Below are 23,489 nucleotides of genomic sequence, written 5' to 3' on the forward strand. Positions count from 1 at the left end.
CAGAGCCAATCGCAGTTCTGTACCGCGTAGCTTGAACAGGCCTCCAGATCGTGCGAGGTAGTTTCGCTGAGCGAGTCGCGGCAGGTACGAGTCGAGCGTTTCGTTCGACAACGGCGGCAGCGGAATTGGCAGGCGGGCGATAGCGCTGTTCACGTGGCTCCGGCGTCGTTGTCGCCGTAGAGATCAGCGTTCGCGTCTACCGCGACGTCGTCGAGAAGTTCGCGCGTGATCTTCTCTTCGCCGGTGTCGATGGCGTCGACGCCGGCGTCGGCGATGAGGTCGTTCAGCGTCGCGATCGACCCGCCCGTCCGGTGAAAGAGGTACTGGGCGTCGGCGACGAGTGTTCCGGGCTTGTGGAGGGGGAGTGGTAGGTAGTTTTCAAAGGTTGCAATGAGTTCCCGCCACTCTTGCTCCTTGTCCCCGGTGCGTAGTGAGTAGGGGTGCATCTCGATAGGTAGGGTGCGCGCCCTCCACTGGGCTCCGACTGGCCCTGTGAATAGTGGGGCGGTGCGCAGAGAGACTCCTGCGTAGATCATGGTCGCGTCGAGATGCTCGGCGAATGTCTTGAGTGTGTCGGCGACCTCGGCGCCCGCGATGCGGTCGGTATTGAGTCTCTGGACATCGTCGATGATCACGAACCGTGTACCGAGTTCGTGGAGCATTTGGGTGAGATCGAACATTCGTCCGTCGCTGTTTCGGCCACGGAGCTGACGAACACCGACGAATTCGGCAAGCACCGCCCAGAGCTTGTTGGGTGTCGTCGCCGCAGTAATCGAGACGTAAACGATTGGGAGATAGGAGGGATCGTCGACCCTGTTGTGCTCGATTCGCAGCCGATTTTCCAGGCGTTTGCCGGCGTGCATGATCGCGGTGGACTTGCCGGTTCGTACAGGTCCGGACACGCTCATGCCGCGTCGCACCACGAAGCAAGGCGCGTTGGCCGCTCGGAGAAGTCGTCTCGCGGTGTTTTCGATCAGTCGCAGGTCGCGAGTCGGGATTGTCCGCTCCTCGTAGAGATAGGCAATTCGGCGGTCGTTGTAGGTTCGCCGTTCGTCGTCGCTGAGCGCCTGGATTTCCTTCAGCGTCAACGTGGGGCGTCGCTCGTCGGGTGTGGGGTCGTACGCGCAGTAGGTCCGCCACTGCTCCTTGTTCGCCGGTGCGGCCATCGCACTACCTCACCAATCGTCGGTTGTTCGTAGCGCCGAAAGTGGTTGCACAGCAAACAGTTGTTCTACGGCCTCAGGCGGCCTAGTTGACGGGGCCGCCTGGTCTGTGTCAACGGTCTCGTTGTGGCGCATTTCGTTGCGAGTCTTCTCTCTGTGCGCAGCGGCTACTGCGACTTTCACCGTCGATTCGCTTCTTCGGACCTCAGTCGCAGGGCCTTCGCGCAGTTGGCCGCAGATCTTCCTCCATGTCTGAAGAACTTGCTGATCAATTTCGTGCTGGCCGTCGATCAGCTTGAGCAGTGACCCAAGAACGTCGATCCCGAACGGTTCGGGGCTGTGTTGGGCACGGACCCAACGGCATTCGATCCATTGTCCTTCTTCGTCATCACGAACCCAGATCGTCATCAAATTTCCCGGGTCGTACCTGATCTCCCACTGTCCACTTCGGGTTGTGTGGCGCGACTTTGTGCGACGTAGGTCGTGGAACCGCAATTCGTCGCTGTCGTAGATCAGGTGTTGGAAGTTGATTCCGTACCGCTGAACTGTTCGCCATGCGCACGGTTGAAGTGAAATCCACTCATCGTGGGTCAGTACCTGCGTCGTCGTCGGCATCGATGCGGTGAGTGCGCCGTACATCGCGTTCGGGGATAGCGCCTTCATGGGCATCAGATTGTGCCGTAATCCAGACGTTGGGCGTTGCTGATATACAGCGACGATCCATTCATCGAGCATTGCCTGTAGCAGCGGGAGCGGCCACACCGCGTCGGTCTCGGGGTGCGCGCCGCGGTGGACCACAGCGCGGCCTTTGTACCCGACGATCCAGCGAACGAAGTCCTCGCTGATGGTCTTGAATACTCGTTCGACAATCGGTTTGTTGGTCGGATCGTATGGGGACGCTATGCGATGGCTGATCTGTCGACTCTCCAGCACCCGGAGAAAGTGATTGGAGACGAAAACTTTCCCGCGGTCAACGAGGACTCCTCTGACGTCGATAATGGGTCGCGCGGCAACATGTTCGGCTAGCTCGCCTTCCGGGAGCATCTCGTCGGGTAGGTACGAGCGGGCCATTGACATGGCGTCGCTCCACCCGGGCCGCAGTTCCATAGGGCGCATGGCTCCCGTACACAGTTCGATGGCGTCGACGGTACGGGCGGCTCGTGGCCTTAGGATTGCTGCGCAGATTGTTCGCGTGGCCACGTCGATAGCCAGTGCGAGATCGACTCGCTCAGTCCGGCCATCTGCTGTAAGTACGAAGGCGTCGAGCGGAGTCGAATCGAGCTGGACCTCTTGCCCCGGATAGAGTTGTCGTACTTTGCCGAATGCACGGTCGGGGCTGTTGGCGAGGCTCCGACGAGTGGCTGCTTCCCCAAATGTGTGCTCGCCTCGATCAAGCGAGTCTATGATCGAGTACATCGTTGATCTGGACGGCGCCACTACGTTACGTGCGGAGAGCGCCGTGCGGGCAAGCTCGATCACCTGCTTTTTTGACGGTGTTGACTTCGTTGTGAACGATCGCATCACATCCCAGAGGATCGCGTGTACGAGTGGATCCGTTGCCTTCTGACGTGTGTGGCCGGGGAGTCCACGCTTGTCGGCACATCCGACGATGCCGTCAGCTGCGAACCCGATGTATCGGCGCCACATGGTGGACATCGAAACTTCAATTCCTCTGTTGTGGAGCTCGTTTCGCTTCTTCTGCAAGCGCTCTTCAAGGGTGCCGGTTAATGCTGTGGCCGCGATGAGGCCTACTTCGGCCGGTGTCGATCCGTATTTGACCTGGTGCATCAGCTCGTACCAAAACTCCGCTTCGCGCTGGCGTGTCTGGGGCATGTGGTCGAGTTGGCGTTGGTCGGGGAAATTATTGCTCCCTGCCGGAGCAATGAACGAGTCGTTGGTGAGGAGCTCACTGATCGTCATGGAGAGAGTGGTTGCGTCGGTGAAGCTCTGCAGCTCTACGCGTCCGGCCTCTAGTTCGCTGACTTGCCAACGGTCGCTTCGCAGTCCGACTTCATCTCCGCATGAGAGGGTGATCATCGCCAAACCTTGGCGTCGCTCGTGAGAGGTCGTTGCAGATTCGTATGCAGTTGGCGCCGCCACAGCATGTGGTAGACCGCCGTGGAGATGCTGTGGTGCGAGAGCCCAGTCGCGTCGTGGGCCGCGTCCAGTAGGTCGGCGACTGTGATGCCACCGGCGGAGGGAGTCGGTACGTGTGACCGGATGATGGTGGCGATCGCCGGTGGGGGAGCAGATCGCGGTCTGCTGTAGCCGGCCAGCAGACTCACATTGTGTTGGACGACCGGCTCGACTGCGGTGAACTCGTGATAGCTCCAACCAAGGGCCTCGCAGACCCGCCGCGTTCGTAGGTGCTGCTCGGCTATCTGTTCCGAGATTAGAGCGGCGGGATGGACGTCGACTAGAACGACCGAACCGTTGTGGGTGCGCGCAAAGAAGTCGGGGGCGTGGCGGGCCGGGGTCAACCCTTTTGGCCACAGGAGCCAGAAGGGGTTTGAGCTCACACGCTGGACCTGCTGGCTGAAATCAAGAAGCATCAGCGCGATCGACTCGAAGTGCGATTCGAATCTGACATGGGAGCCTGTGCCGGAGAACCAGTAGCTTCCTTCATGCGACCGCTTCCCCTTGTAGGCGGGGAACCGACGTATCGGAGGGAAGCTTTCGAACGCTACGGCGCCCAGCTCGTCGGGGCGTATAGGACGTCTGACCGACCGTCGCGTATCGGGGTCCACGTACATCAGCTGGTCGTATGGTGCCGAACCGATCGGTAGTTTCACCGACGTCGGTTTCGTCACGACAACATTCGCGAGTAGGTCAGCACGCGTACGGCGCGTGTCGCGCCGCATCCGGGTCCGAGGCCTGCCGGTAACGGTGTCGAAAAGAGAATCTGTGGCACCTGAGGGTGCGCACAACTATGCTTGCGCATAGCGATACCTCCACTTAGTGGGTAGGGGTCATCGTGGCTGGTGTCGTCGTTGGCGCGACGGCACCAGCTTTCACAGGTCATCACCACCTGCTTGCGCTTCAGGTCGAAACGTTACCGGCAACCACAGGTGGTGTCTAGTGCTGATTGAATCCCCGAACGTCGCAATAGGTCGCCGATCGCAGCGTCGTCTTGCAATACGGGTCGTCGTCAACCCGGTGGGTACACTCAGAGTCGAAGTTGCACCGAAAGAATCACGGCATCACTGCGGATTCATTTCGCTCCGCTGCCGACGAGACTCCGACGGTGTGCCTTCCCTGTCAGTTCTGGCGTCAACTGGTTGGGAGGCACTGTGATGAGTGCTGTCAATGATCTGATCGAACTTTCTACCATCCCGTCGCAATCGACGGCTCGGTGTATGAACCCCGAGTGCCTCGAAATGTGCACGTTCGATCCGAACGTGGCCGGTCAGAAGCCGTTATTTTGTAGCGCAAAGTGCAGGGTGGCCTTTGGGGCCAAGCGCCGCAAGCTGGTGAGGCAACTCGAGGCTCTCGATGAGGTGCAGAGGACCACGTCGATGACGCAGAAGGAAGCGCGAAGGGTCGCCAAGGTTCAGTCCTACTTGCGGTGGTTGCTGGAGCGATACCCGTCGGATCGGGCGTGAGCGCAGCGCGTCTCGGCAGCACGATTTTTCTCGACGGGTCGACCGCCGAACCGACACATGTGGGCGGAATAACGAAGCTGAACGCTTCGGCCCGAATGGCACATGTGGGATTTGAGCGTGCCAGGACCCAGGAGCAGTCACCGCCGGCGAGCACCACGCACTCGATCCCGCCCACGTGAAGGTTCTCGAGGGCAAGGTCTTCGTCAAGCTGGGGGTCGACGAGGCGATCGCCGAAGAACACGTGAGGCAGGCGCAGACCGCGTGACAATTAGCGTCGTTCTGGATGGCGACTCAATACCGATTGACCGGGACGTGTTCGTTGAGCTGTTGGAAAATTCGGTAGCCAGCGACTACGTCGCCTACCAAAACGCGCTGGCGAAGGGGTCAATCGAGTTCAAAACCCTCGTGAGGTTGGCACGCAAGGGTGAGATCCCATACTCATTGTTCTTCGGTCCTGTCGCTGTCGTGAGAGCTCAAATCAGGGCCAACACCGGAAAACTGCTGGAAGGGATCAGCAAGGCGACGTTCTCCGTGAACTCGCGTGGAACGGTCGAGTTGCATCGAATAGAGCTCATCGTCAAAGATCTGCTTCGCAAGCAGGCGACGCTGAAGAAGTACGACGACACGCTAACTCACAACACGATTGTCGGGATGATCGGGAAGCCTGGGACGACGGTCGAGCAAGACGCCCAAGCGCTGATGCGTGCCATCAAGTTGACCCGCAGCGACTTGCAGTCGGCACGGAATAAGGAGGCTGCGCTAAATCTCCTCATCGACCGACTGGAGTCTAGTCAAATCTTGGTCTCCCGCAGTGTTCGCAATTACATGCCTCAGCAGCTCAAGGCCAATTTCAGCGGCATGGCGATCAAAGACAAGAAGGTGCCGTATATCTTCCTTGCCAGCGAGCTCGGGCAGGAAGAGCTTTACGGGCGCCAGGTGTTCACCCTCACGCTCTTGACGGTCCTCATCGCGCGAAACATATTTGCCCCGGTCACCTACCAGACCCAGAGTGGGGGCGCGGCCCCTGGCCGCGAGTACGAGATCGTCGAGCAACTTCTCATGCCCGTCGAAGAGATCATCACGCTGCCCCTAGGGTCCCTAGACGACATAGTGGCGGCCGCGGACCATTTCAAGGTCACGCCGAGTGCCTTAGCCGTCCGCGCGATGCATCTCAAGCTTGTCGATGTCGAGACGTCGAGCGCTTACCTCACTGAGCTCAACCGACGACACGCGAGCAGGCCGAAGTCCCAGGCGCGTAATCCGTTACCAGCCAAGGCGGTAAGAAAATACGCCGGACGGGAGCTGGTCAGCCGGATGTTCGACGCGCTCGACGCGGGAAGGCTCTCCGAGAGACAGTTTTGCAAATCTGTATGCCTAAACAAGCTGAAGCCTACGCAGCTCGCTGACTTAAGAGCGGTGGTGGGTTGAGCGACGACCAGCAGTACCTCATCGACAACAACGTGCTCATTAAGATGTCGACGAGGCAGCGTGCGAGCGAGTTTTTTGTTTCGAGCTGTCATGTGCCAAGTGAGGTCCTGTACGAAGCACGCGGGTTCCCCGACTACGAGGTGCTGTTGGAGCGTGAGTACCGAACGACGCCAGGTGTGCTGCGCCAACTCGTTAGCGTGATGGCAACAGTCTCCGTCGGCGATACATCGCTCGTTGATCTCTTCGCCAACCGCGGCAACGCCGACCCGATCATCGTCGCCTGCGCACTGGACGCGCAGCATCAGAACGAAGGATTGCTATTCGGGCCGAACTGGGTCGTCGTCTCCGACGACGATGCCGTGAGGACCAAGGCCGATTTATTTGGGATTTCGCTCAAAACCAGCGCAGAACTTAAGGCAATCATCGAAAAATGAAGACTTGCAACCGTTTTGACAAACACCTCCGTGTACCTGCTCTGCATTTCACTAGTGTCGACTGACTAGGGCAGCTGTGCCTGCTCGGCGAATCGATACAAAGGGTTTGTCGCTGCCGCCGAGCGTGACTCGACACCGGCGGCCGCGACGTAACGCTGTGAAGTGATGATCGACTCGTGACCTAAGAGCTCCATCAGCGTGTACACATTGACATTAGCGTTCGCCAACTCGGTGGCGAACGTATGTCGGAGGCCGTGCACAAGGGCCCCGGCAACGGGCTGAGCATCGGGGCCAGCAAGCTTGAATGCTCGCGCAATCCGCGATTGCAGAGTGCCGCGGCTGATTCGCTCATCGTCACGCCCAACAAACAGCGGCGCGTTCGCCGGCCACCAAGTCAACGGGTCAGTATCCGCATTTCGGCTGCGTCGCATAGGGTTACGACGTGCGCGTGTTTGGAGATATATCCGCAGCACGTCGAGGTAGCTCGCCTCGATGGGGATATTACGATGCTTGCCGCCTTTGCCACGGACGGAGATCACGCCTGAGCCGTCTCCATTCGTGCGGATGTCGCCAATGTCAGACGACCTGAGTTCCTCGGCACGTAGTCCCGCTAGTAGTCCGGTGAGCACGATTACGAGATCGCGCTCAGGCCAATCTGTCGCCCGGTGGACCGTAGGTTGAGTGATCGCGACCAAGAGCGCCTCGATGGCTCTAATGGGCAGAGCTTTTGGGAGCGTCTTAGGAAGCTTCGGCCGTCCGATGAGCGGCATCGGGTTCGACTCCAGAAGCTCTGAAGTGAACAGGAACGTGCACAGCACATTCCACGTCGACCAGCAGCGGCGGATTGAGGTCGCAGCATGCTCACGCGCGAACGCTGAGAACGCGCCACCAACTGATGCCTTCGTGATGTCCTCCACGGACAAAGCTTCCGAACTTCCCGCGATCAGTACAGCGATAGCCGCGAAATCCTGCCGATAGGCCTTCAGTGAATGGGGGGAGAGCTTGCGCATTTGACGGTCATCCATGAACTGCTCGAACCAAACGGGGAAGGCTTGCGACGGCTTGTCTAAGGCGACGTTGGACATGAGTCCACCCTGGCCCAGATTTCATGGATAATCAACATTATCCATAAAAAGGGCACGGGAGACGCTTGGAGCAGCGCAGATGGCGCGAGGGCAGAAACGCCGTGATACGTCACAGTGACGAATCACATGCTCTGAGCGGGATTGGTGTGACGGCCAGGGGTCGTAAAGCGCGAGCCGCAGGCCTCGTCGTCCGGCGAGATATCCTGCGGCTCACTTCCAAATCCATCGCAATGGATCGGCCTGCGAGCGACTGTACCCGCGCCGAGCAACTGCGACGACTCGGTCGTATGGTGCCGCCGGGGCGCTGTGGCAGCCAACTCTCATATTTTCGTGGAACCGTGCGGCCAGTCGGACAACTCTCAGGTCTTCTTGGATTACTGTCATCTTTTTCTGGATCGGACATCGGGATGCCGCCAAAAGGTCTCGGACACAGTGTGTCTCGCGAGCCGATAAGATACATTATGTCAAGCAGACGTTCACTTTTGCTGCGGGACAGCGTGTTTCACGTAAGTAGCATCGCTCTATCCCGACTCGACCAGCGTCCAGTTCGGCTCGCCGCGAGGGGGCGTCGCGAACACACTCCAGCCGGAATCGCCGCGCAGGGTTGCCGCGAGTGCATCGAGGAGGGCGGCCAGGCTGTCCCATCTTCGAGTCGAGTCATCGCTGTCGACATCGTCAAACTCGACAACCTGACCGGTCGCCGGCCCCGGCCTGGCGTCGTACACCAGCATCAATCCGTCACCCGCCGCGATAGGAATAAACGCGGGGATGAACCGGTACACCGGTTCGTTCCCGCGGCCATTGCCGTCCTCGGTGTCCGGTATCCAGTCGTGCGCGGCGAGCATCGTGGCCCTGGCATCGGCGGATTCATCGAGGCTCAGGAGGTCGAACTCGGGAAACAGGTTCTCGCTGTGGGCGTTTACGGTACGGAACCACGCCTTGAGATCGCTTGGCCAGGACACACCTGACAGTATCTCCGTCGCCTGGATCTGATCTTCTGTAGCGCCTGTGCTGAGCGTCGACGCAACGAGCGGCGCCCCGCGATCGCGCAACTGCTCGATCAGGTTTCGCCAACTAGTCGCAGTCGCGCGCGCGGCTTCTGTGCGGTCGCGGACCGGCGGCGGACGCAGCGAAACTTTCGGGGTGTCCACGAGCTCGTGTAGCCCGCGGGGCCCGTCTGTCGGCCAGATCTGCACCTTGACCGAACCGCCGTCGGGAACACCGTCTACTCCTCGCACGCTGACGCGCACGACATGCCATCCGTTGAGAGACCTGTACAGGTCCTCTACTGGCCGGAGCTTATCCATGACGCTCTCATCGTCGTAGGTCTCAAACGGCAGCAATCGCGTCCCGGGTACGAAATGGGCGCCGATCTCCTCAATGACCTCCCAACCGTCAGGGACGAGCTCCGGCGAATCGCTCAAGTTTCCCCATTCGAAAGCCACCATGCCGACTGCTTCTTCGAGCACGATCACGACATCACCGGGGATTGAGCCATCCGGTGCGCCCGGAGCGCACGCCAGCAGCTTGCCGTGCTGATACTCCTTCGACACACTGTCGCGCCACGCCGGTTCGGCACGCACTCGCACTTCGAAGGGGCTCAACAACTCCAGAAAGACGCTCGCGGTCACGACATCTCCGTCGAGGTCGCGGCGCGATACGGCCTTTGCCGCGCGAGATGACCCGGTTGTCGCTTCACACCCATTCGAACACCATAGTTAGCAATCCTTCACTCGCACAGAGAACGCCTGATCAAAACGTCCACAGCGTGCGAGGTGCTCCATGTGGCGAGGAGATCCCGCTGCGGCGGATGAACTAGCGGGCATACTCGCTTTATGCGTGATTCGGGAGACTTCGGCGCCAGGGCCTGCGTCTTGGGTCCGTTCTCAGAGCTGTTCGACGCCGTAGCCGCGGTGTCCCGGGAGATCACGTCTGCAGCACAGACGGCCACCGAACAGAGCTGCGAACGGTTGGTGGCGCACTCGCACTCCATCGTCGATGTCGCTACCGCTGAGGAGGCGCAGTACCTCGCCTCGGTGATCATGTGCTTCGATACGGACCCAGCCGACACCACTGGAGAACTCGTCGGCACCGTCCTGAACCTCGGCCCATTCGCTACTGTGCGCGCCGCGACTGACGCTGCATCGGGAGAGGCCGAGATCGGTTGCTACCTCATGTTTGAACGTGAACAGCTCGCGTTCGCTGGGATGTCGCACAGCATAAGCAGCCAGCTAGATGTCAGTGGACGCGTCCAGTTCCACGTCACCGCCGCCGTGACCTACCGCAGCGCGGATCCCCCGCTACAACGGCCGACTGAACCCGCAACGCAACAAGCAGCCGACCACCCGCCGCCGCCGCAGCGCAAACTGAAGTTCCGCCCTGACGGCAACAAAGCCCGCCGAACTGCCCTTTACCGCCACAACAAGCAGTGACCCGAGCGCTCCCCTCTCCCACGCACGCGGCCAGTGATCCGTGCCTCGTTCGTAGCGAACCCTGGGGATCGGTCAGCCACGACGGAGGCCGCCGGCGCCGTACGCCCTACCTCGGCTGACCTGCGGTGATGCATGTCGAGAATAAGCCCAAAAGTGATAAAGGACTTATCCAGTAAAGTTTCACTTATGTTGTCGGACAGCGTGTTTGAGAATATGGGCACTGGCTGGAGTGTCTGACAGTGAACCGATGACATGGTGTTGTCCCTTGTCGGTCCAGGTCGCGACTCCGTTGATGAGGCGCGGGCTCATGAATCCATCGCCCTCGCGGTACGGCCACGCAACACCGGCGTCGGCCACCTCGTTAGCCACTAGTTCAGCGTTCACTGCGGCTACCGTTTCTTCGTCGTCAACGACGCGTGCAATGGCGCCGCTGACGCCCCACCCGCTCGGTACCCGCCCCTTAGCGGTCACGCGGCTATATAACAGGACACCTCCGCTGGAGGCTTCGTACTCGGCGACCCAATCGATCCGCTCGATAGAGTTGCCGTACTGACACAAATGAAGGTCTCGGCCTATGCGTCCCAACGCGGAAAGCCACGCGTCAGGCAAGTCAGACGATTCCACCTCGACACCCCGCTCTTGTGTCCAGGTGGCCGTTAGCACCTGTTCATTGCGTGCTTGGCCGAACGAGTCCCAGCGACCTGCCATCATGGCCCGACGACCATTTCGCCGCCGAGTGAGTGAGCGTGTAGTTCGCCGATCGGCATCACAGGTTCATGCGATTGGTGGTCCACCCACATGGCACGGCCGTCGACGACGGTCGGATCCATCGGTGGCCGTCCCTCGAGTGCGGGCCACAGCACCCACTCGTGCGCGGCGAAGTCACCCTGCACCAGATCGGCCACCCAGTAGATCGTCGACGCGTCGCTGCGGCCGGCAACGTCGTCAGCGTTCTCGGTGTAGATGAGAGCTCGCCCATCGGTGTCGCGGATTTCGATCGCCGCGTGATCATCGTCGGAGATGAAGAGATTCCACACCGAAGTCGTTACGTCCCAGGCGTTAGCGCGTTCCCCGGTCTGCATGAACGGTACGTCACGACGCACTGTCGCGATCGCGATCGTCCATCGCTGCGGGGGCGCGCCCGGACCAGTGATTGACCCATCAGGCCAGTAGACCCAGTGCGCGGCGTCAGCGAAGTACTCGTTGATCGACGGATGCATGTTGCGACCCTATGGGCACACGACACAGCGCGGAAGCCTGCGACAGCGCACCTGCCTGCCACAAGACGGTTAGAAGCGGAAATCCGCTGGTCGGTGCTGTGGCGGGGAGGCTGCGGGTGCGGTCTCCGACCGTGTGCCAATGCAGTGGTGGCGGCCTGCGTCGGTCCAGGATGCGACGCCGTCGGTGGAGGTGGGGTCACGAATCCGGTGCCTGCGCGGTACGGCCAGGCGACACCGGAAGCGGCCACCTCTGCGGCGGCGGTGCGGCTGTTCTGCTCTATCCACGACGGAGGTCCTGCGCAGATCCTGGAGAAGCGCACTTAGAAATTGTCTCGCGGGTGGGCCGACGTTTGGGCGACGATAGGTGCGTGAAGGGGGATGATGTGGACGACGATTGGCGGCCGACGGCTGCGGATGGCTCTATCGCGCTGGTAGTTGACGGTGAAGCATTTCGGGTCGCGGTCGCGGCAGACGGTGGTTGCCGCTATACCTGGGTTAGCGGCCCCACCCCCGGGTATGGGTTTGAGGCCAGCGCACCGCGGGTCGCGTGGCGATCCAGTAGTGGGCTGCCGCCGGCACCGCTCCCACTGCCGTTGCCGACGATCGCGCACCGCCGGAGAGCCATTCGAGACTTCCTTGCCGAAATCGATCCCAAAACGGGTTACCTGTCCAGCGTTGACTCAACGCCGTCATAGAGGTGTGTATGACTGAGCTTTTTCATGTGAGCTCTGTGTTGAACCGAGAGTCGATCAGACGCCACGGTTTGGACTGGCGCCGGATGGGAGCCGCACCAGGAATCGCGGGCCCCCGTGTACCGCAGTTGGCGGGCTGTTTCCTTGCAATCGGCGAGTTTGAGCGTCGCTGGTTCACCGAGATGAACAACACCGGCGGCCCAGTCGACGTGTGGCGCGTCGACAACATCGCCACCACGCAACTGGCCACGTCGATGGAGGGGCATCAGTTTTACCCCGGCCCAATCGGGCCCACGCACCTCACTCTCGTGGAGATGGATGTGCCGCCAGTGACCAGGTAGCCGAGGGCGTGTGGGTGGTCGGTTATCACGCGCGGCCGGGAGGTCGGACGGTCGGCTCGTCGAGGACTAGAGCGATGTACATGTCGTTGGTGATGTCTGCCGAGGGGGTATTGGCTGGTCCGCGGCGATAGACGATGATCCCGGCGGGGCCGACGCTGCGCGCGGGGACGGCTTCGCTGACTTGGCGTGTGACGCCGGCGACGAGTCGACCCGCCTCGGTGGGCCGGTTGTGGATCTGAGCGGCGGGGTCGTCGAGGTCGACGGTGATCCGGTCTCCGCGGCCGGGAACGACGGGCCCGAAATAGGCTGGCGGTGCGGTGATGTGGACTGTTCGCCGGGCGACATCCTGTGCTGCCCTGTAATCGGTGATCTGTTGAGGTGCGGGTTCGACGAGTATGAGGTCGGTGAGCGTGACCACGGCGCCGCCGGGGTCAAATGGGCCGGCCGCGGTGAGTAGAGGTTCGGGGAACTTCTGGACCCGCTCGACCTGGTGCAGGGTCTCGCCGCTGGCCGGGTCCTGTGCTGTTCCCAGATAGATCTGGCGGACCCTGGCGATTGTTGCTGTGGCTTCGACGCCGGGTACACCGTCGGAGTGCCATGACAGCCAGATAACGATGGGCTGGTCGAGGGGGTTGCCGTCAGACGGGTCCCACCGCGCGACTCCGCCATCAACTGTGACGAGGTCGCGGTCGCGGTCCCAACCGGTGACGCGCACCGGCGACCGATCAGCGCCGGTGGGGTGGGCATGGAGGGTGCCTGTGATGGTCTCGCCGACCGCAGGCGGGGTGCGGCAACATTCGTACTCGAACAATGCAATCCGAACCGTCAGCGACGGCAAAGGTGTAATCACCGTGTTCACCGGGAGTTAGACGATCCGCAGCACGACGGCCGCGGGTCCCAGTGCACCTAATGGCGAATCGTACGTGTCACTGCCGGCTGGCGTCCACAGTGATCCATCCTCGCGAGTTCGATGCGTTGATGTTGCGCATAGGTCCAGCTCGTAGGTCCTTCGACCTGCGGTGATCCGGTGATGGGAATAAGTCCAAAAGCGATAAGAGACTTATCCAGTAGAAGTTCAGTCATGTTGTGCGACAGTGGATTTGATCGCACTTACGATGCAAAGCAGCCCGAGCTTCTCCCCGTCAGGTGATACGTAACAGGCCGGGCTCGGATCGCAGGTTGAGGTCTTTCAATAGGCCGATGACCGTGTACTCCCCCTGGGGAAAGGATTCGATGTCGGGTGTCGTGAGGTCTGCCCGGTAGAGCTCAACGGTTTCGCCGGGGTTCAGGTCTGGTAGGCCTCCGACTCCGCCGGAGTACACGACCCCGGGTGTCATGATTGGTTTGCCGTCTGCGTCGAGCAGCCAGGCAAGAACGGTCGGTGTGTCCTCGGCGACGTTGCGCCACATTGCGTTGCTGGTGTTGGTCAAGGTGGGCCGAATGTTCGGCCGGGTCCCGGCGGCGGTCGTCGTCTCCATCAAATCCAATCGCAGCTGGGCGCGTCGATAGCGTTTCGCAGGCACGGCGTGCAGGGGCCATCCATCCGTGGTGCTGACCATCCACCGGCCCTCCTCGGTGAGCGACGACGAGATGAGGACCCAAGCCCCCGGCTCGTCGAGGGACGGTGCGGCCACGGTCTCGCGCCGGTTGCGGTCGTTGTCGAGAGACTGGATCATCCGCCAACCGCTTTCGGGCAACACTCGCAGTGCGTCTCCAACGTGAGGCGGGAACTCAAAGTTGCGGTCAGCAGGGAAAAACGCCCGCAACGATGTGCCAGGATCCGCCAGTACGTCAGCCGGGACCTCGTCAAAGACATGGATTTGAAACGCCTGCGGTTGCACGTCGGAATTGGGCACGGGTCCAGACTTGCACACCAATCCATCCCGATTACAGCGCTGCTGCAGCCTCTCGCGGTTGCAGATGCCTGACCTGCGGTGGTCCGGTCCAGAGAAGAAGTCCAAAAGTGATAAAGGACTTATCCAGTAGAAGTTCACATGCGTTGCCGCACTTCAATTTTGAGATCCCCGATGGGGTTGGTCATTCGAGCCGACGTCGAGTGGGCCGTGCTTGTTGTATTGGCGTCGTGCACGATTTTATGCCCGCTTGACGACATTTCCGAAGAGGTACGTCTCCTGCGGAAGCACGTTTCGCACCTGTATGAACGCACTCGACTTGTCCACCAACTGCACCACGGCCTCAGCCGCGGAGTTTGCACACTCGGCGGCGTCCCGTCCGCGTACCTCGACGGTAATCTTGCCCTCCGGGAGCGCCCCGGACACCTTAACCTTCATTCGGGATGTCAGACCATCCGTACCGTCGCTGCTGCACAGGCCCGACAGCGCGGCCACCTGACCGGAGAGTGAGTCATCGACAGCACCCTCGAGCTGAAACGGTTGGTCTGTTCCCAGGCGGCTGAAGGAGATGCGCGACGGGTCCGTCGGGATCTCGATAGCAACGATCGCCACCTCGCTAACAGCCACAGCCGGTGCGTCGTCGCCGTCGTCACTACATCCGGTCACAGCGCCGGCGAGGACCGCGAGCACGCCAACTGCAGAACAACAGCGCATCCACTCATGCAGCGACCCTATGTCGGATTCGTCTGATCGCCGTGTAGATTCTGCACCCGGTCAAGTTCGGGCCGAGAACCCTACGAAGGCCGCGGAACAGTGGCGTCTTGCCCGGTCCGCCCGTAGGGTGCGAACAAATCCAGACCGTCTGGGAGGCTGTGGTGGCCCGGTCGGGTGCCAGGTCTAGCGTGTCAGTATGAACTCATCGCTGCGTCGAAAGAATGCCTCCGTCTGATCAGCCGCGGTGGAGTATGACTCCAGCCGTTTCCGACCTCGTCGAACAGATCGAGCAACAGGACGGTGCCCGCAGGCTGTCGCTGTCGGATGTCATCAATACGGTCCGTCTGCGAGGTCGCTCCGTCACCGCCGCCGATACTCAACTCGAGATCGCGATCGCCGTCCACGATGTCGATGACGCTGGCTCATTTCCACCCAACTCGCTGCCGCGCGCCGTGGTGATGACGATCTACCCCTTCCCCGCCGGCCTTACAGGCGCCGAAGCCATTCGCGATGGTGCGAGCACCGCCATCGCCGACGCCGAAGGTGAAGCATGGCTCCGCGTCGTTCTGGGCGATGAACTCGCCGACTACGCCTACCAGCTGCACACCAACATCCGGCCCCGAGGCAAACGCGCAGCGCTGCACACACACCAGAAGATTTTCGCGTCCTTCATCGCTCGACGCGACCACCATTTGCTCGCGCCCGACAACTTCACCTGGCAGCGCCTCAGCCACACGAGCCAGCAGCTACCCCGCAAACTCGAACCATCCACGCACAACACCGAATTGATCGAACTAGTGGCCGCGTCAGGCCCGTTCGCAGATGCGGAACTTGTACGCGATTTACGAACCAACCCCGACGGGACATGGCGAATACAACTGACCGGGGACGACCTCGACCACCTCACCCCCGTGGCCCGCGAAGCCCTCGAGCAGGCCTACCAACTCTTCCGGATCCGCGGCGCGATCCACACCAGCCTGCAACCTGAACGCCTCATCGCAACACCACACGAGGTGCAACTGCACTTTCGGTGGAAACGCAACCCCAACACCTTCGCCATTGCCACCCAACTGCCCCAAACGGAAGCATCGTTCTACTCCCCTGTCTCAAATCCCGCCGCCTGGATGTCCTACCGAGCCAGCGACTGGGACGAAGAACTCAGCACCGGCTGGGTGCGATGGGCACAACGCAGCCGCATCAACGGCGTCATCCACCTTGGCCGCCGCCAGGAGCTCACGCGCAGCGGCGGCTACAGCTCCATCGGCAACCTCACCCCGCGAGCAGACACCAACGGAATTGTGTCCATTCCGCACGGCGAGAACCTCGCAATGGACACCACCGTGACCTACCGCGCCAGCAGACTCATTGCCTGGAACCACGAACTAGACGTTCGACACAAGCCGTACGCGTTCGCAGCCCACGCCGTGATCGCCTGGACCGACACCCCGGGCGTCGCGTCCCTCGACATCCTCGAAGCACTTCCCACCACCCCTGACTACAGCATTCGCCGAGCAGCGTTCCACGCCATCCACGACGCCGCCGACGCCGGCGCCCACCTGATCACCACCACACTCACCACACCTGTCCTCGACGAACTCGGGTTGGTGACCGAAACAACGGGGCGCCGCGTGCTCGACGTTCTGACCATGCCGTAATTCGCCACCACCCAAATCGCAGCATTGGGCGGGCCGCGGACCTCACGCGGCGGCGCGGCACGCCACTCGTCTCATGACGGGGTAGTGGCGGCAACGGCAGAACAGACCCGGCGAAAACGCACCCAACAGCTTCCTGACCACCTGCGATGCGCCGTCAAGAATAAGTCCAAAAGTGATAAAGGACTTATCCAGTAGACGTTAGCTTGCTCGCAATCGCGCTCCACCAGTCCAGTGGGTGCTCGTGGCCTCACGTCTGGGTCGGGAATCCGTGTAGCAGGACCATCACCACTGCTGCGTCTTGCGATTCCTCGGCGGCGGCGACGGAGCGGTACCGCTCAACGACCTCGAGCAACTCGACACCCAGGGCGTCGGTCTGAGAAGGGGTCAAGCGTAGAACGTTGTCGGCGCTGAACGTCGCGTCGGTCCAATCAGGTCCCCAGGATGTAGCGGTGCGGCCGTATTCCATCAAGCGTGACCATTGGTGTTCGAGCATTACGGCTTTCGCCGCCTCCGCCGCGGTGGCTCCGTGGGGCGAGTCGCTGAAGTCGGTTGGAAACCATGAAATTCCGTGCGCTGCACGCCACCACCGCTGCCGACCGTCCCCGCTCGCGTTGTCGGTCTCCTCGACAAACCCACTCGCGGCCAGTTGATTAACGTGGTAGCTGACCGACGCTGGTGATTCCTCGACAATTTCTCCGAGTTGAGTTGCCGTCAGCGAGTCGTGAGCCTTGAGTGCATGGAGCAAGCGCAGCCGCGTGGGGTGTGACAGAGCTTTGAGCTCGGGCAAGGTCGACACCCGTTTGATGTCATCACGTGTCTTTCGATTCTCGGTCACGGACGTCACCATATATCCGCAACGAATCTTGCGCAATAATTCCTTCGGGAGTCTTTTTGCTCTCAGATCTGATGCACCAAACACGTCCATGGGTGGTTGCGCCGGCTGATCGAGTCATGTCAGGTGAAAGCGCTGTTTTACTGACATGAGGCCGAAGCCGCTCCCCTGCAGCGGAACTGGCCGAATACAGGGACTACGTCAACGTGAAGGCGAGACCGGTTGCGTAGCAGAAATTTCAGAGCAGCAGCGATCGCATCATTACTGCGTTGAGCATGCCGCTTTCGACGAACCGTAGTAGTGCGTGGTGGCTTTCGTCGATGTCGCGGGTGTGCTCTCGAACCCCAAAACCTTTAACGCGTCGTACCGCGCGCGGTTTCGGGTGTCTCGCTTGAGAAGGGTCGCTGCCGAATCAGAAAGAGCCTCCGCCGAAGTAGAGGTGCACTCGAACGGTGTGCTGTCGCATCCCTGTTCCTAGGTCGAGGCTTCCCGTCAACAGGACGTCGCCGATCGCGACGGCACCGGCGTCGCCAGCGTGGCGCACTGTTGCCCGCTTGATCTGGTCGCTGAGCGCGGCGCCCTCGAGGTCAGAGGGCAGCTCGAATCGAAACGTGGCTTCGTTATTTCTTTTGGCCACGCGACGGCGTCCTCATTGGGGGCACGGGGTCGATCGTTGTCCTGATCATGGGGTCGAAGTCGACAGGGTCCGGCCATTGCATGTGTCCGCTGGCGAATGTTTGAAGCCGATTGCCGGCTGTCCAGATGGTGCCGTCTGCGGTCCGGGCGACTTTGGGCCGGGTGTCGTGGACGGGGTAGCTAGCGGTGGGTTTCATCGTGGTGGGGTCGAGAAAGGTTACGAGCCAAAACTGCCCGCGTGTTCGGTCGTACGTGGTGGGTTCGTGAAAAGGCCACCGTTCAACGACACGGTTGTTGCTGGCGCTGGGTGGATGCGTGACGACCCAGATCAGGTCGTCGGCGGACCCGGCCCAGAGCACCGTTTCTGGAATGGTGACTGGTGGTCCCGCGGACAGATCGGACCGGATGGTCACAGCGACGTCGCCGCCGCAGAACAGGTGCAGGGGGAGCCGGCGAGTATCCATCGTGGATCGGTGATGCCGTTGCTTGGGATGGGCGGGAGGACGGGCCCGAGGGTGACGGCCCCTGTGGCGCTCACGCGTACGAGCCGCACACCTCCGGCGACGTCCTTCGCGTCTCTGTGGATCGCGGTGATGGTGTCGCCGTCGACCACAGCGCCGTACAACATTCCTGGTGGCACGTCGAGCACGATGGCAGGAGCGTCAGGGGTACGAATTTCCCACTGCCGGTGGTCGGTTCGAGCGAGGACTGACTCCCGGCCCATTTCGGCTACGTCACCTGGACAACTGGCGCTGTGTTCACTGCCGGTGCGATTGAGCTACCTCGACGTACAGTTGGTCGTGCCCGCCCGCCGAGTAGTCAACTGGTCCGGCCGCAGATTGTTCTGGGTCGGGATCTTCATATTGGCGCTCTCGGTGGTCATGATCGGAACCGTCGGCGAGTTTCAGCACCCCTCCAAAACATTTGGATGCGATCCGGTTGCCTGCACGCCCGGTGAGTCCAGTTGGCCCACCGGGTCCGGCTTATGGATAGTTATAGGAGTCGCCGCGCTGGGCGTGGTGCTGACTGTCGCAGGCGCCTTGAAGCGGAGACGCGAAGCACGTCCGAAGTGACGTACGGCTGACTGCCCCTGCATAGTTCGTGATTATTCGTGCAACGACGGTTTCAGGGTGTTCGCGACCTGGCGACTCATCCGTTGACCTTGGCCTTACAGCTCCCCGCCGATCGGTCACCGGCGACACAACGGGTGACCTGACTCAGACCGACGCCTAAGCCTGCTCTGCACTGTCGGCGTCCCGATGCTGTACTTGCCGCCACGGACATCAACCGCAAAGGTGAACAGATGGCGGTGAGAGAACCGAAAGACACAAGCAGGCCTGGCTTCCTTGCGTACCTGGTCATGGCCGTCCTCTGGTTGGCGGTCGCGGCGTTGTCGTGGTTCGGGGCTCGAAACGCGATCTACGGCCGACTCGCCGCGATCGCGTTCGTCGTCCTCGCTGCCTGGTGCATCCTCAAGGCTCTAAGAATCAGAACTGCGACTGCCCAGACAACTCAGTGATTGCCACCATGTCCGGCGGCGGGTCACATCCACGGAGAGCAACCCGCAAAACGTGAGTGACACCAACGACGGCGGCCGCACCGTCGCCCGCTGGCTCATCCAAAGGCCTTTCAACCTCCGACTCGCCACTACCGGTGTGGCTGTCTCTCTCGCCCTGGTCGCCTGGCGCGCCTGGCCATCCGTCGCCGCCGGCATCGCACTCATCTACGCCATCATCGCCGGTGGCGCCATCGCCACCGGCAAATCCGACCTCTACGAGCCCGGCACCACCGAATAAACCTCGGAACCGCCACCGCCCTACCGGATGATCCAATTCAGTGCGCTGCGATCCCCTGGCAATCGACGTCTCCGGTGTACGAGTGGCCGTTCCCACCCTCAGCGCCATGGCATTCTGCGATTCCACCAGGGTTGAGTCGCGATGGAGCTCACCTCGGTGGTCACCTCGCGGTACCGCTCGTCGACGCGCTCGACCTCGACGGCGGGTCGGTGCGCCCGACGACCTCCGTTGCTGATGAGTCGCCCTAGTCTGTCGCGGGCGTCGCTGAGCATCTCGCCGTCGCATGCCACACATCCTGTGGGGCCTTCTCGGAGTCGTAATGGTGTGCACGGCAAGTCCGGGTCGCCCCGAGCGACTCTGCGCTCTGTTCGTTCGACGTGCGCGCGCCACTCCGCGAGGAGCGCTAGGGCGCCGCCGTCCTGTCGCCGTCGGCGGGGCCGATGCGAATTCACGCCGACAAGCAGGTGCCCTTTTGTCGTCCATGGCGAATGCCCGCTGCGTGTCAACGCTCGCCTCACCCGGTCCTGCTCAGTCATTCATCCTCCCGCGCACCCGCGAAGATCGGACGGTCGACTCGTCGAGGACGAGGACGACGAACATGTGGTTGGTGATGTTTGCCGTCGGGGTGTGGGCTGGTGCACGGCGGAAGACCATCATCCCGTTCGAACCGACGGGCACTGCTTCGCTGACTTGGCGTGTGATGCCGGTGACGAGTCCGCCCGCATCGGTGGGCCGGTTGTGGATCTGAGCCGCGGGGTCGTCGAGGTCGACGGTGATCCGGTTGCCGCGGTCGGGAACGATGGACCCGAAATAGGTTGGCGGTGCGGTGATGTGGATTGTTCGGCGGCTGACTTCCAATGCTGCCAGATGGTCGACGACCTGTTCGCGGGTGGGTTCGACGAGTACGAGGTCGGTGAGGGTGAGCACGGCGCCGCCGGGTTGCAACACGCCGGCCGGGGTGAGAAGGGGTTCGGGGAACTGCTCGACCCGCTCCACCAGGTGGAGGGTCTCGCCGTTGGCCGCATCCTGTTCCGTTCCCAGATAGATCTGGCTGACGCTGGCGATGGTTGCTGTGGCGTCGACACCGGGTACACCGTCGGAATGCCAGGACAGACAGATGCCAACGGGCTGACCGATTGGGTTGCCGCGAGATGAGTCCCACCGTGCGACAACACCATCGACGGTGACGAGGTCGCGACCGCGGTCCCAGCCAGTCACGCGCAGCGACGACCGATCGGACGTGGTGGGTTGGGCGGAGAGAGTTCCGGTGATGGTCTCGCCAACCGCCGGAGGCTGCCGGCAACATCCGTACTCAAACGCATCGACCCGGACGACTAGAGACGGCGGGGTTGTGATCACCATGTTCACCGAGAGTTAGATGGTCCGCAGCACGACGGCCGCGGGTCTCAGTGCACCTAGAAGCGAACTGTACGTGTCACTTCCGCTTGGCGTCCAGCGCCGCTCGCAGATTCGATCGCCATGTCATCCGCATGGACACAACCGTCGACCTCATCCATTGACAGTTCAAGAGCCTACTCAAGCAGAGACTTCAGGTGGACCGCTTGGCTTCCGACCTGCCAAGAAGGTGCGTCGACGATCGGCGCGGATCGCTGCGATGAACAGAACGATGGTTGCGCCGGCAACGCACAGCCAGCTGAGCCAGAGCAGACCGCCCATCGAGGTGGTCACGCCCGCACCCCCGAAGACGACCGCACACGCGACAAGCCGGTTGACGTGACGTACTCCCGGTTGTCGGACGACGCTTGCGACGAGAACGAGCCCGAGGACGGTGAGGGCAAAGCCGACGACGATGTAGACGTGTGGCCGGTCGCTTCGGGTTGTCAGAAAGATCAGGTCGTCCGGGTTGGCCATCTGGACGAGTGTCACTGCTACGCCCGCCGCAACAGCAGTCCCGAAGACGGTGCAAGCGTTACGAACCGCTCTCCCGCTTCGCAGCCACACAGCCACGAACGAGAAGGGCATCACCCACACGGCCAACGCGAGGTGGACCGGCCACAGCTCAGACGGTGCGACCAAGGCCGCAGGCTCGTACACACTTCGGTCCGGAAGTATCCATGCCCCGATGAGCGTCAGCCAGGCGGCGGGGACGGTCCATGCGACCGCGGCCACCCATGACAGCACTCCGCGTTTGCCGACCATCGCCGCGACCGCCGACACTCCGACCCAGATCGCTATGTAGAACACGATCACCGCTTGTTCTGTATCCATCCGTCCCCACAACAGCTGTCCAGCGCAAAGTCCAGGTCTGTTGACGATCCTATCCAGCAATGCGAGCCGGCTGGCTTGAGAATAGGAACCGGGTTGCCGCACGTCACGACGGCTTCGTCGCGCACCGTCGATGTCATGGCTCGCCCCGTCACGTGGGATTGGCTAGGCCGGGAAATCCGCTCCGCGAGAGAGAGCTTCGCTCGACCGTATGTCGTCCAGGTTCTGCACCAGCGTGTCGACCACGGCTTCGTATCCGCTATTGCCCAGGACCAGTCGGTGGGGTGGCGGGTCTTGGGCCATTGCCGCGATGACCGCGCGGGCGCCGCGGTGTGGATCGCCGGGTTGCACACCGTTCATGTCGACGAAGGCGGTGCGGACCTGTTCGAGCATGTCGTGGTAGTCGGGAATTGCCTCCGCGACCGGCTCGCCGGCGAATCCGGCGTAGGCGTTGGTCCGGAACGCTCCCGGTTCGACCGCCAGGACGGAGACGCCGTAATCGGCCACCTCTTGGCGCAGTGCGTCGGTGATGGCTTCTATCGCGTATTTCGTTGCGCTGTAGTAGCCGAATCCGACTGCCGCCAGCAGCCCGCCCACCGATGACACGTTGACGATCCACCCGTTTCCGCGGGCACGCATACCCGGTAGCACTGCGCGAGTAACGGACAGCACGGCGAAGAAGTTCAGTTCGAACATCGCCCGTATCGCGGTTTCGTTCATCCCCTCGATCGATCCGTACCAGCCGCGGCCGGCGTTGTTGACCAGCACGTCGATACCGCCGTAATGCTCCTCGGCCTCGCGCACCGCGGCCAGGACCTGTGCCGCGTCGGTGACGTCCATGGCTACGACGAGAACGCGGTCACCGTAGTGCTCGGCCCACGTCGCCAACTCGTGCGGCTGCCGCGAGGTGAGCACCACGCGGTCCCCCGTGTCCAGCGCTGCCTCGGCGAATGCGACCCCGAAGCCGCCGGGCGTGCCGCCGGTGATGAACCATCGCTTGCTCATGGTTCGATCACCAACCGGCTGATGAACGCGCCGTCGAGCGTGAAGCGGTAATGCAGGTCGGCAACCCCGCCGGGGAAGTCGCCTTCCAGGTGCTGCCCGACGTCGACGCTCGGCCCGGTCCCGGTCGCGCCGGTGAATTCGGTCGTGTAGGTGTACTCACTCTCGCTGACCGAGTCGGTCAACCAGGCCTCGATCCCGTCACGACCGGTGTGGTCGCGGCCCTCGTCCGTCACCACGGCATCCGGTGTGAACACGCTGAGCGCATGAGCACCCTGTTTCGCGTCGATCGCGGTCATGAACTTCTTCACGTTGTCCGGGAGTCGATCCCATTCTGATGTCATGGCCTTACGGTCTTGCCTCCCCCAAGGGGAAAGT

The 23,489-nt window shown here is 61.8% G+C and carries 22 protein-coding genes; 6 read left to right on the forward strand and 16 right to left on the reverse strand.

The annotated features are described in order from the left end of the window. Positions 1-149 precede the first annotated feature (149 nt). The 3 genes from LX13_RS19920 to LX13_RS19930 are packed head-to-tail and all read right to left on the reverse strand — an operon-like array spanning position 150 to position 3,916. Positions 150-1,166, reverse strand: coding sequence for an ATP-binding protein (locus LX13_RS19920; RefSeq protein ID WP_253663073.1), 1,017 nt, complete (start codon positions 1,164-1,166; stop codon positions 150-152). A 9-nt stretch (positions 1,167-1,175) separates the two neighbouring features. Beyond that, the gene (locus LX13_RS19925; RefSeq protein ID WP_253663074.1) at positions 1,176-3,200 is read right to left on the reverse strand and encodes a Mu transposase C-terminal domain-containing protein; all 2,025 of its coding nucleotides are present in this window, start codon (positions 3,198-3,200) and stop codon (positions 1,176-1,178) included. Further along, positions 3,197-3,916 (reverse strand): TnsA-like heteromeric transposase endonuclease subunit, encoded by a 720-nt coding sequence (locus tag LX13_RS19930; protein WP_253663075.1) that lies wholly within the window; start codon positions 3,914-3,916, stop codon positions 3,197-3,199. Before LX13_RS19930 ends, LX13_RS19925 begins: the two co-directional genes overlap by 4 nt. Before the next feature lie 1,110 nt (positions 3,917-5,026). On the opposite strand from LX13_RS19930, the gene LX13_RS19935 reads away from it, so the two are divergent. Further along, a complete protein-coding gene (locus tag LX13_RS19935; protein ID WP_253663076.1) occupies positions 5,027-6,193 on the forward strand; it encodes a hypothetical protein in 1,167 nt (388 codons plus the stop codon). After that, positions 6,190-6,627, forward strand: coding sequence for a PIN domain-containing protein (locus LX13_RS19940; RefSeq protein ID WP_253663077.1), 438 nt, complete (start codon positions 6,190-6,192; stop codon positions 6,625-6,627). Before LX13_RS19935 ends, LX13_RS19940 begins: the two co-directional genes overlap by 4 nt. 65 nt (positions 6,628-6,692) lie before the next feature. Here the strand turns inward: LX13_RS19940 and LX13_RS19945 are convergent, their stop codons facing one another. Both LX13_RS19945 and LX13_RS19950 read right to left on the reverse strand, forming a co-directional pair. Beyond that, positions 6,693-7,712, reverse strand: a complete 1,020-nt coding sequence (locus LX13_RS19945; protein WP_253663078.1) for a tyrosine-type recombinase/integrase — start codon at positions 7,710-7,712, stop codon at positions 6,693-6,695. 521 nt (positions 7,713-8,233) lie between these two features. Next, complete coding sequence (locus LX13_RS19950) at positions 8,234-9,343, reverse strand: SMI1/KNR4 family protein (RefSeq protein ID WP_253663079.1); 1,110 nt, start codon at positions 9,341-9,343, stop codon at positions 8,234-8,236. A 204-nt stretch (positions 9,344-9,547) separates the two neighbouring features. Here LX13_RS19950 and LX13_RS19955 point away from each other — a divergent pair, with 204 nt between their 5' ends. Then, a complete protein-coding gene (locus LX13_RS19955; RefSeq protein WP_253663080.1) occupies positions 9,548-10,144 on the forward strand; it encodes a hypothetical protein in 597 nt (198 codons plus the stop codon). A gap of 180 nt (positions 10,145-10,324) precedes the next feature. Here the strand turns inward: LX13_RS19955 and LX13_RS19960 are convergent, their stop codons facing one another. The 5 genes from LX13_RS19960 to LX13_RS19980 all read right to left on the reverse strand — a co-directional run bounded on the left by LX13_RS19960 (position 10,325) and on the right by LX13_RS19980 (position 14,940). Next, complete coding sequence (locus tag LX13_RS19960; protein WP_253663081.1) at positions 10,325-10,855, reverse strand: hypothetical protein; 531 nt, start codon at positions 10,853-10,855, stop codon at positions 10,325-10,327. Further along, positions 10,852-11,364 (reverse strand): hypothetical protein, encoded by a 513-nt coding sequence (locus tag LX13_RS19965; RefSeq protein WP_253663082.1) that lies wholly within the window; start codon positions 11,362-11,364, stop codon positions 10,852-10,854. Before LX13_RS19965 ends, LX13_RS19960 begins: the two co-directional genes overlap by 4 nt. A gap of 1,058 nt (positions 11,365-12,422) precedes the next feature. Next, entirely contained in the window at positions 12,423-13,256 is an 834-nt protein-coding gene (locus LX13_RS19970; RefSeq protein ID WP_253663083.1) for a hypothetical protein, read from the reverse strand. A gap of 283 nt (positions 13,257-13,539) precedes the next feature. Next, positions 13,540-14,253, reverse strand: coding sequence for a hypothetical protein (locus LX13_RS19975; RefSeq protein WP_253663084.1), 714 nt, complete (start codon positions 14,251-14,253; stop codon positions 13,540-13,542). 237 nt (positions 14,254-14,490) lie between these two features. Then, the gene (locus LX13_RS19980; RefSeq protein WP_253663085.1) at positions 14,491-14,940 is read right to left on the reverse strand and encodes a hypothetical protein; all 450 of its coding nucleotides are present in this window, start codon (positions 14,938-14,940) and stop codon (positions 14,491-14,493) included. A 275-nt stretch (positions 14,941-15,215) separates the two neighbouring features. Between LX13_RS19980 and LX13_RS19985 the strand changes: the two genes are divergently transcribed. Next, positions 15,216-16,619, forward strand: a complete 1,404-nt coding sequence (locus tag LX13_RS19985; protein WP_253663086.1) for a hypothetical protein — start codon at positions 15,216-15,218, stop codon at positions 16,617-16,619. Between the two features lie 247 nt (positions 16,620-16,866). Here LX13_RS19985 and LX13_RS19990 read toward each other — a convergent pair whose 3' ends face one another. After that, a complete protein-coding gene (locus LX13_RS19990; RefSeq protein ID WP_253663087.1) occupies positions 16,867-17,454 on the reverse strand; it encodes an ArsR/SmtB family transcription factor in 588 nt (195 codons plus the stop codon). Positions 17,455-18,496: 1,042 nt separating this feature from the next. Beyond that, positions 18,497-18,727, reverse strand: a complete 231-nt coding sequence (locus tag LX13_RS19995) for a hypothetical protein (protein WP_253663088.1) — start codon at positions 18,725-18,727, stop codon at positions 18,497-18,499. Between the two features lie 720 nt (positions 18,728-19,447). Here LX13_RS19995 and LX13_RS20000 point away from each other — a divergent pair. After that, entirely contained in the window at positions 19,448-19,606 is a 159-nt protein-coding gene (locus LX13_RS20000; RefSeq protein WP_253663089.1) for a hypothetical protein, read from the forward strand. Between the two features lie 52 nt (positions 19,607-19,658). Next, entirely contained in the window at positions 19,659-19,883 is a 225-nt protein-coding gene (locus tag LX13_RS20005; protein ID WP_253663090.1) for a hypothetical protein, read from the forward strand. A gap of 528 nt (positions 19,884-20,411) precedes the next feature. Here the strand turns inward: LX13_RS20005 and LX13_RS20010 are convergent. The 4 genes from LX13_RS20010 to LX13_RS20025 all read right to left on the reverse strand — a co-directional run bounded on the left by LX13_RS20010 (position 20,412) and on the right by LX13_RS20025 (position 23,455). Then, positions 20,412-21,101 carry a hypothetical protein gene (locus LX13_RS20010; RefSeq protein WP_253663091.1) on the reverse strand — a complete coding sequence of 230 codons (690 nt, stop codon included), beginning with the start codon at positions 21,099-21,101 and terminating at the stop codon, positions 20,412-20,414. 318 nt (positions 21,102-21,419) lie between these two features. Then, complete coding sequence (locus LX13_RS20015; RefSeq protein WP_253663092.1) at positions 21,420-22,094, reverse strand: hypothetical protein; 675 nt, start codon at positions 22,092-22,094, stop codon at positions 21,420-21,422. Positions 22,095-22,274: 180 nt separating this feature from the next. Continuing rightward, a complete protein-coding gene (locus LX13_RS20020; RefSeq protein ID WP_253663093.1) occupies positions 22,275-23,114 on the reverse strand; it encodes an SDR family NAD(P)-dependent oxidoreductase in 840 nt (279 codons plus the stop codon). Further along, positions 23,111-23,455, reverse strand: coding sequence for a nuclear transport factor 2 family protein (locus LX13_RS20025; protein WP_253663094.1), 345 nt, complete (start codon positions 23,453-23,455; stop codon positions 23,111-23,113). The genes LX13_RS20020 and LX13_RS20025 overlap by 4 nt, the downstream gene beginning before the upstream one ends. Positions 23,456-23,489: the final 34 nt, after the last annotated feature.

It is taken from the genome of Williamsia maris, from assembly GCF_024171815.1.
GTDB classification, from domain to species: Bacteria; Actinomycetota; Actinomycetes; order Mycobacteriales; family Mycobacteriaceae; genus Williamsia_A; species Williamsia_A maris.

Bases quoted from the DNA above. Each gene is read 5' to 3' on its own strand.
- LX13_RS19920 (WP_253663073.1), bottom strand. From the start codon at position 1,166: ATGGCCGCACCGGCGAACAAGGAGCAGTGGCGGACCTACTGCGCGTAC.
- LX13_RS19925 (WP_253663074.1), bottom strand. From the start codon at position 3,200: ATGATCACCCTCTCATGCGGAGATGAAGTCGGACTGCGAAGCGACCGT.
- LX13_RS19930 (WP_253663075.1), bottom strand. From the start codon at position 3,916: ATGTACGTGGACCCCGATACGCGACGGTCGGTCAGACGTCCTATACGC.
- LX13_RS19945 (WP_253663078.1), bottom strand. From the start codon at position 7,712: ATGTCCAACGTCGCCTTAGACAAGCCGTCGCAAGCCTTCCCCGTTTGG.
- LX13_RS19955 (WP_253663080.1), top strand. From the start codon at position 9,548: ATGCGTGATTCGGGAGACTTCGGCGCCAGGGCCTGCGTCTTGGGTCCG.
- LX13_RS19960 (WP_253663081.1), bottom strand. From the start codon at position 10,855: ATGATGGCAGGTCGCTGGGACTCGTTCGGCCAAGCACGCAATGAACAG.
- LX13_RS19965 (WP_253663082.1), bottom strand. From the start codon at position 11,364: ATGCATCCGTCGATCAACGAGTACTTCGCTGACGCCGCGCACTGGGTC.
- LX13_RS19985 (WP_253663086.1), top strand. From the start codon at position 15,216: ATGACTCCAGCCGTTTCCGACCTCGTCGAACAGATCGAGCAACAGGAC.
- LX13_RS20000 (WP_253663089.1), top strand. From the start codon at position 19,448: ATGGCCGTCCTCTGGTTGGCGGTCGCGGCGTTGTCGTGGTTCGGGGCT.
- LX13_RS20020 (WP_253663093.1), bottom strand. From the start codon at position 23,114: ATGAGCAAGCGATGGTTCATCACCGGCGGCACGCCCGGCGGCTTCGGG.
- LX13_RS20025 (WP_253663094.1), bottom strand. From the start codon at position 23,455: ATGACATCAGAATGGGATCGACTCCCGGACAACGTGAAGAAGTTCATG.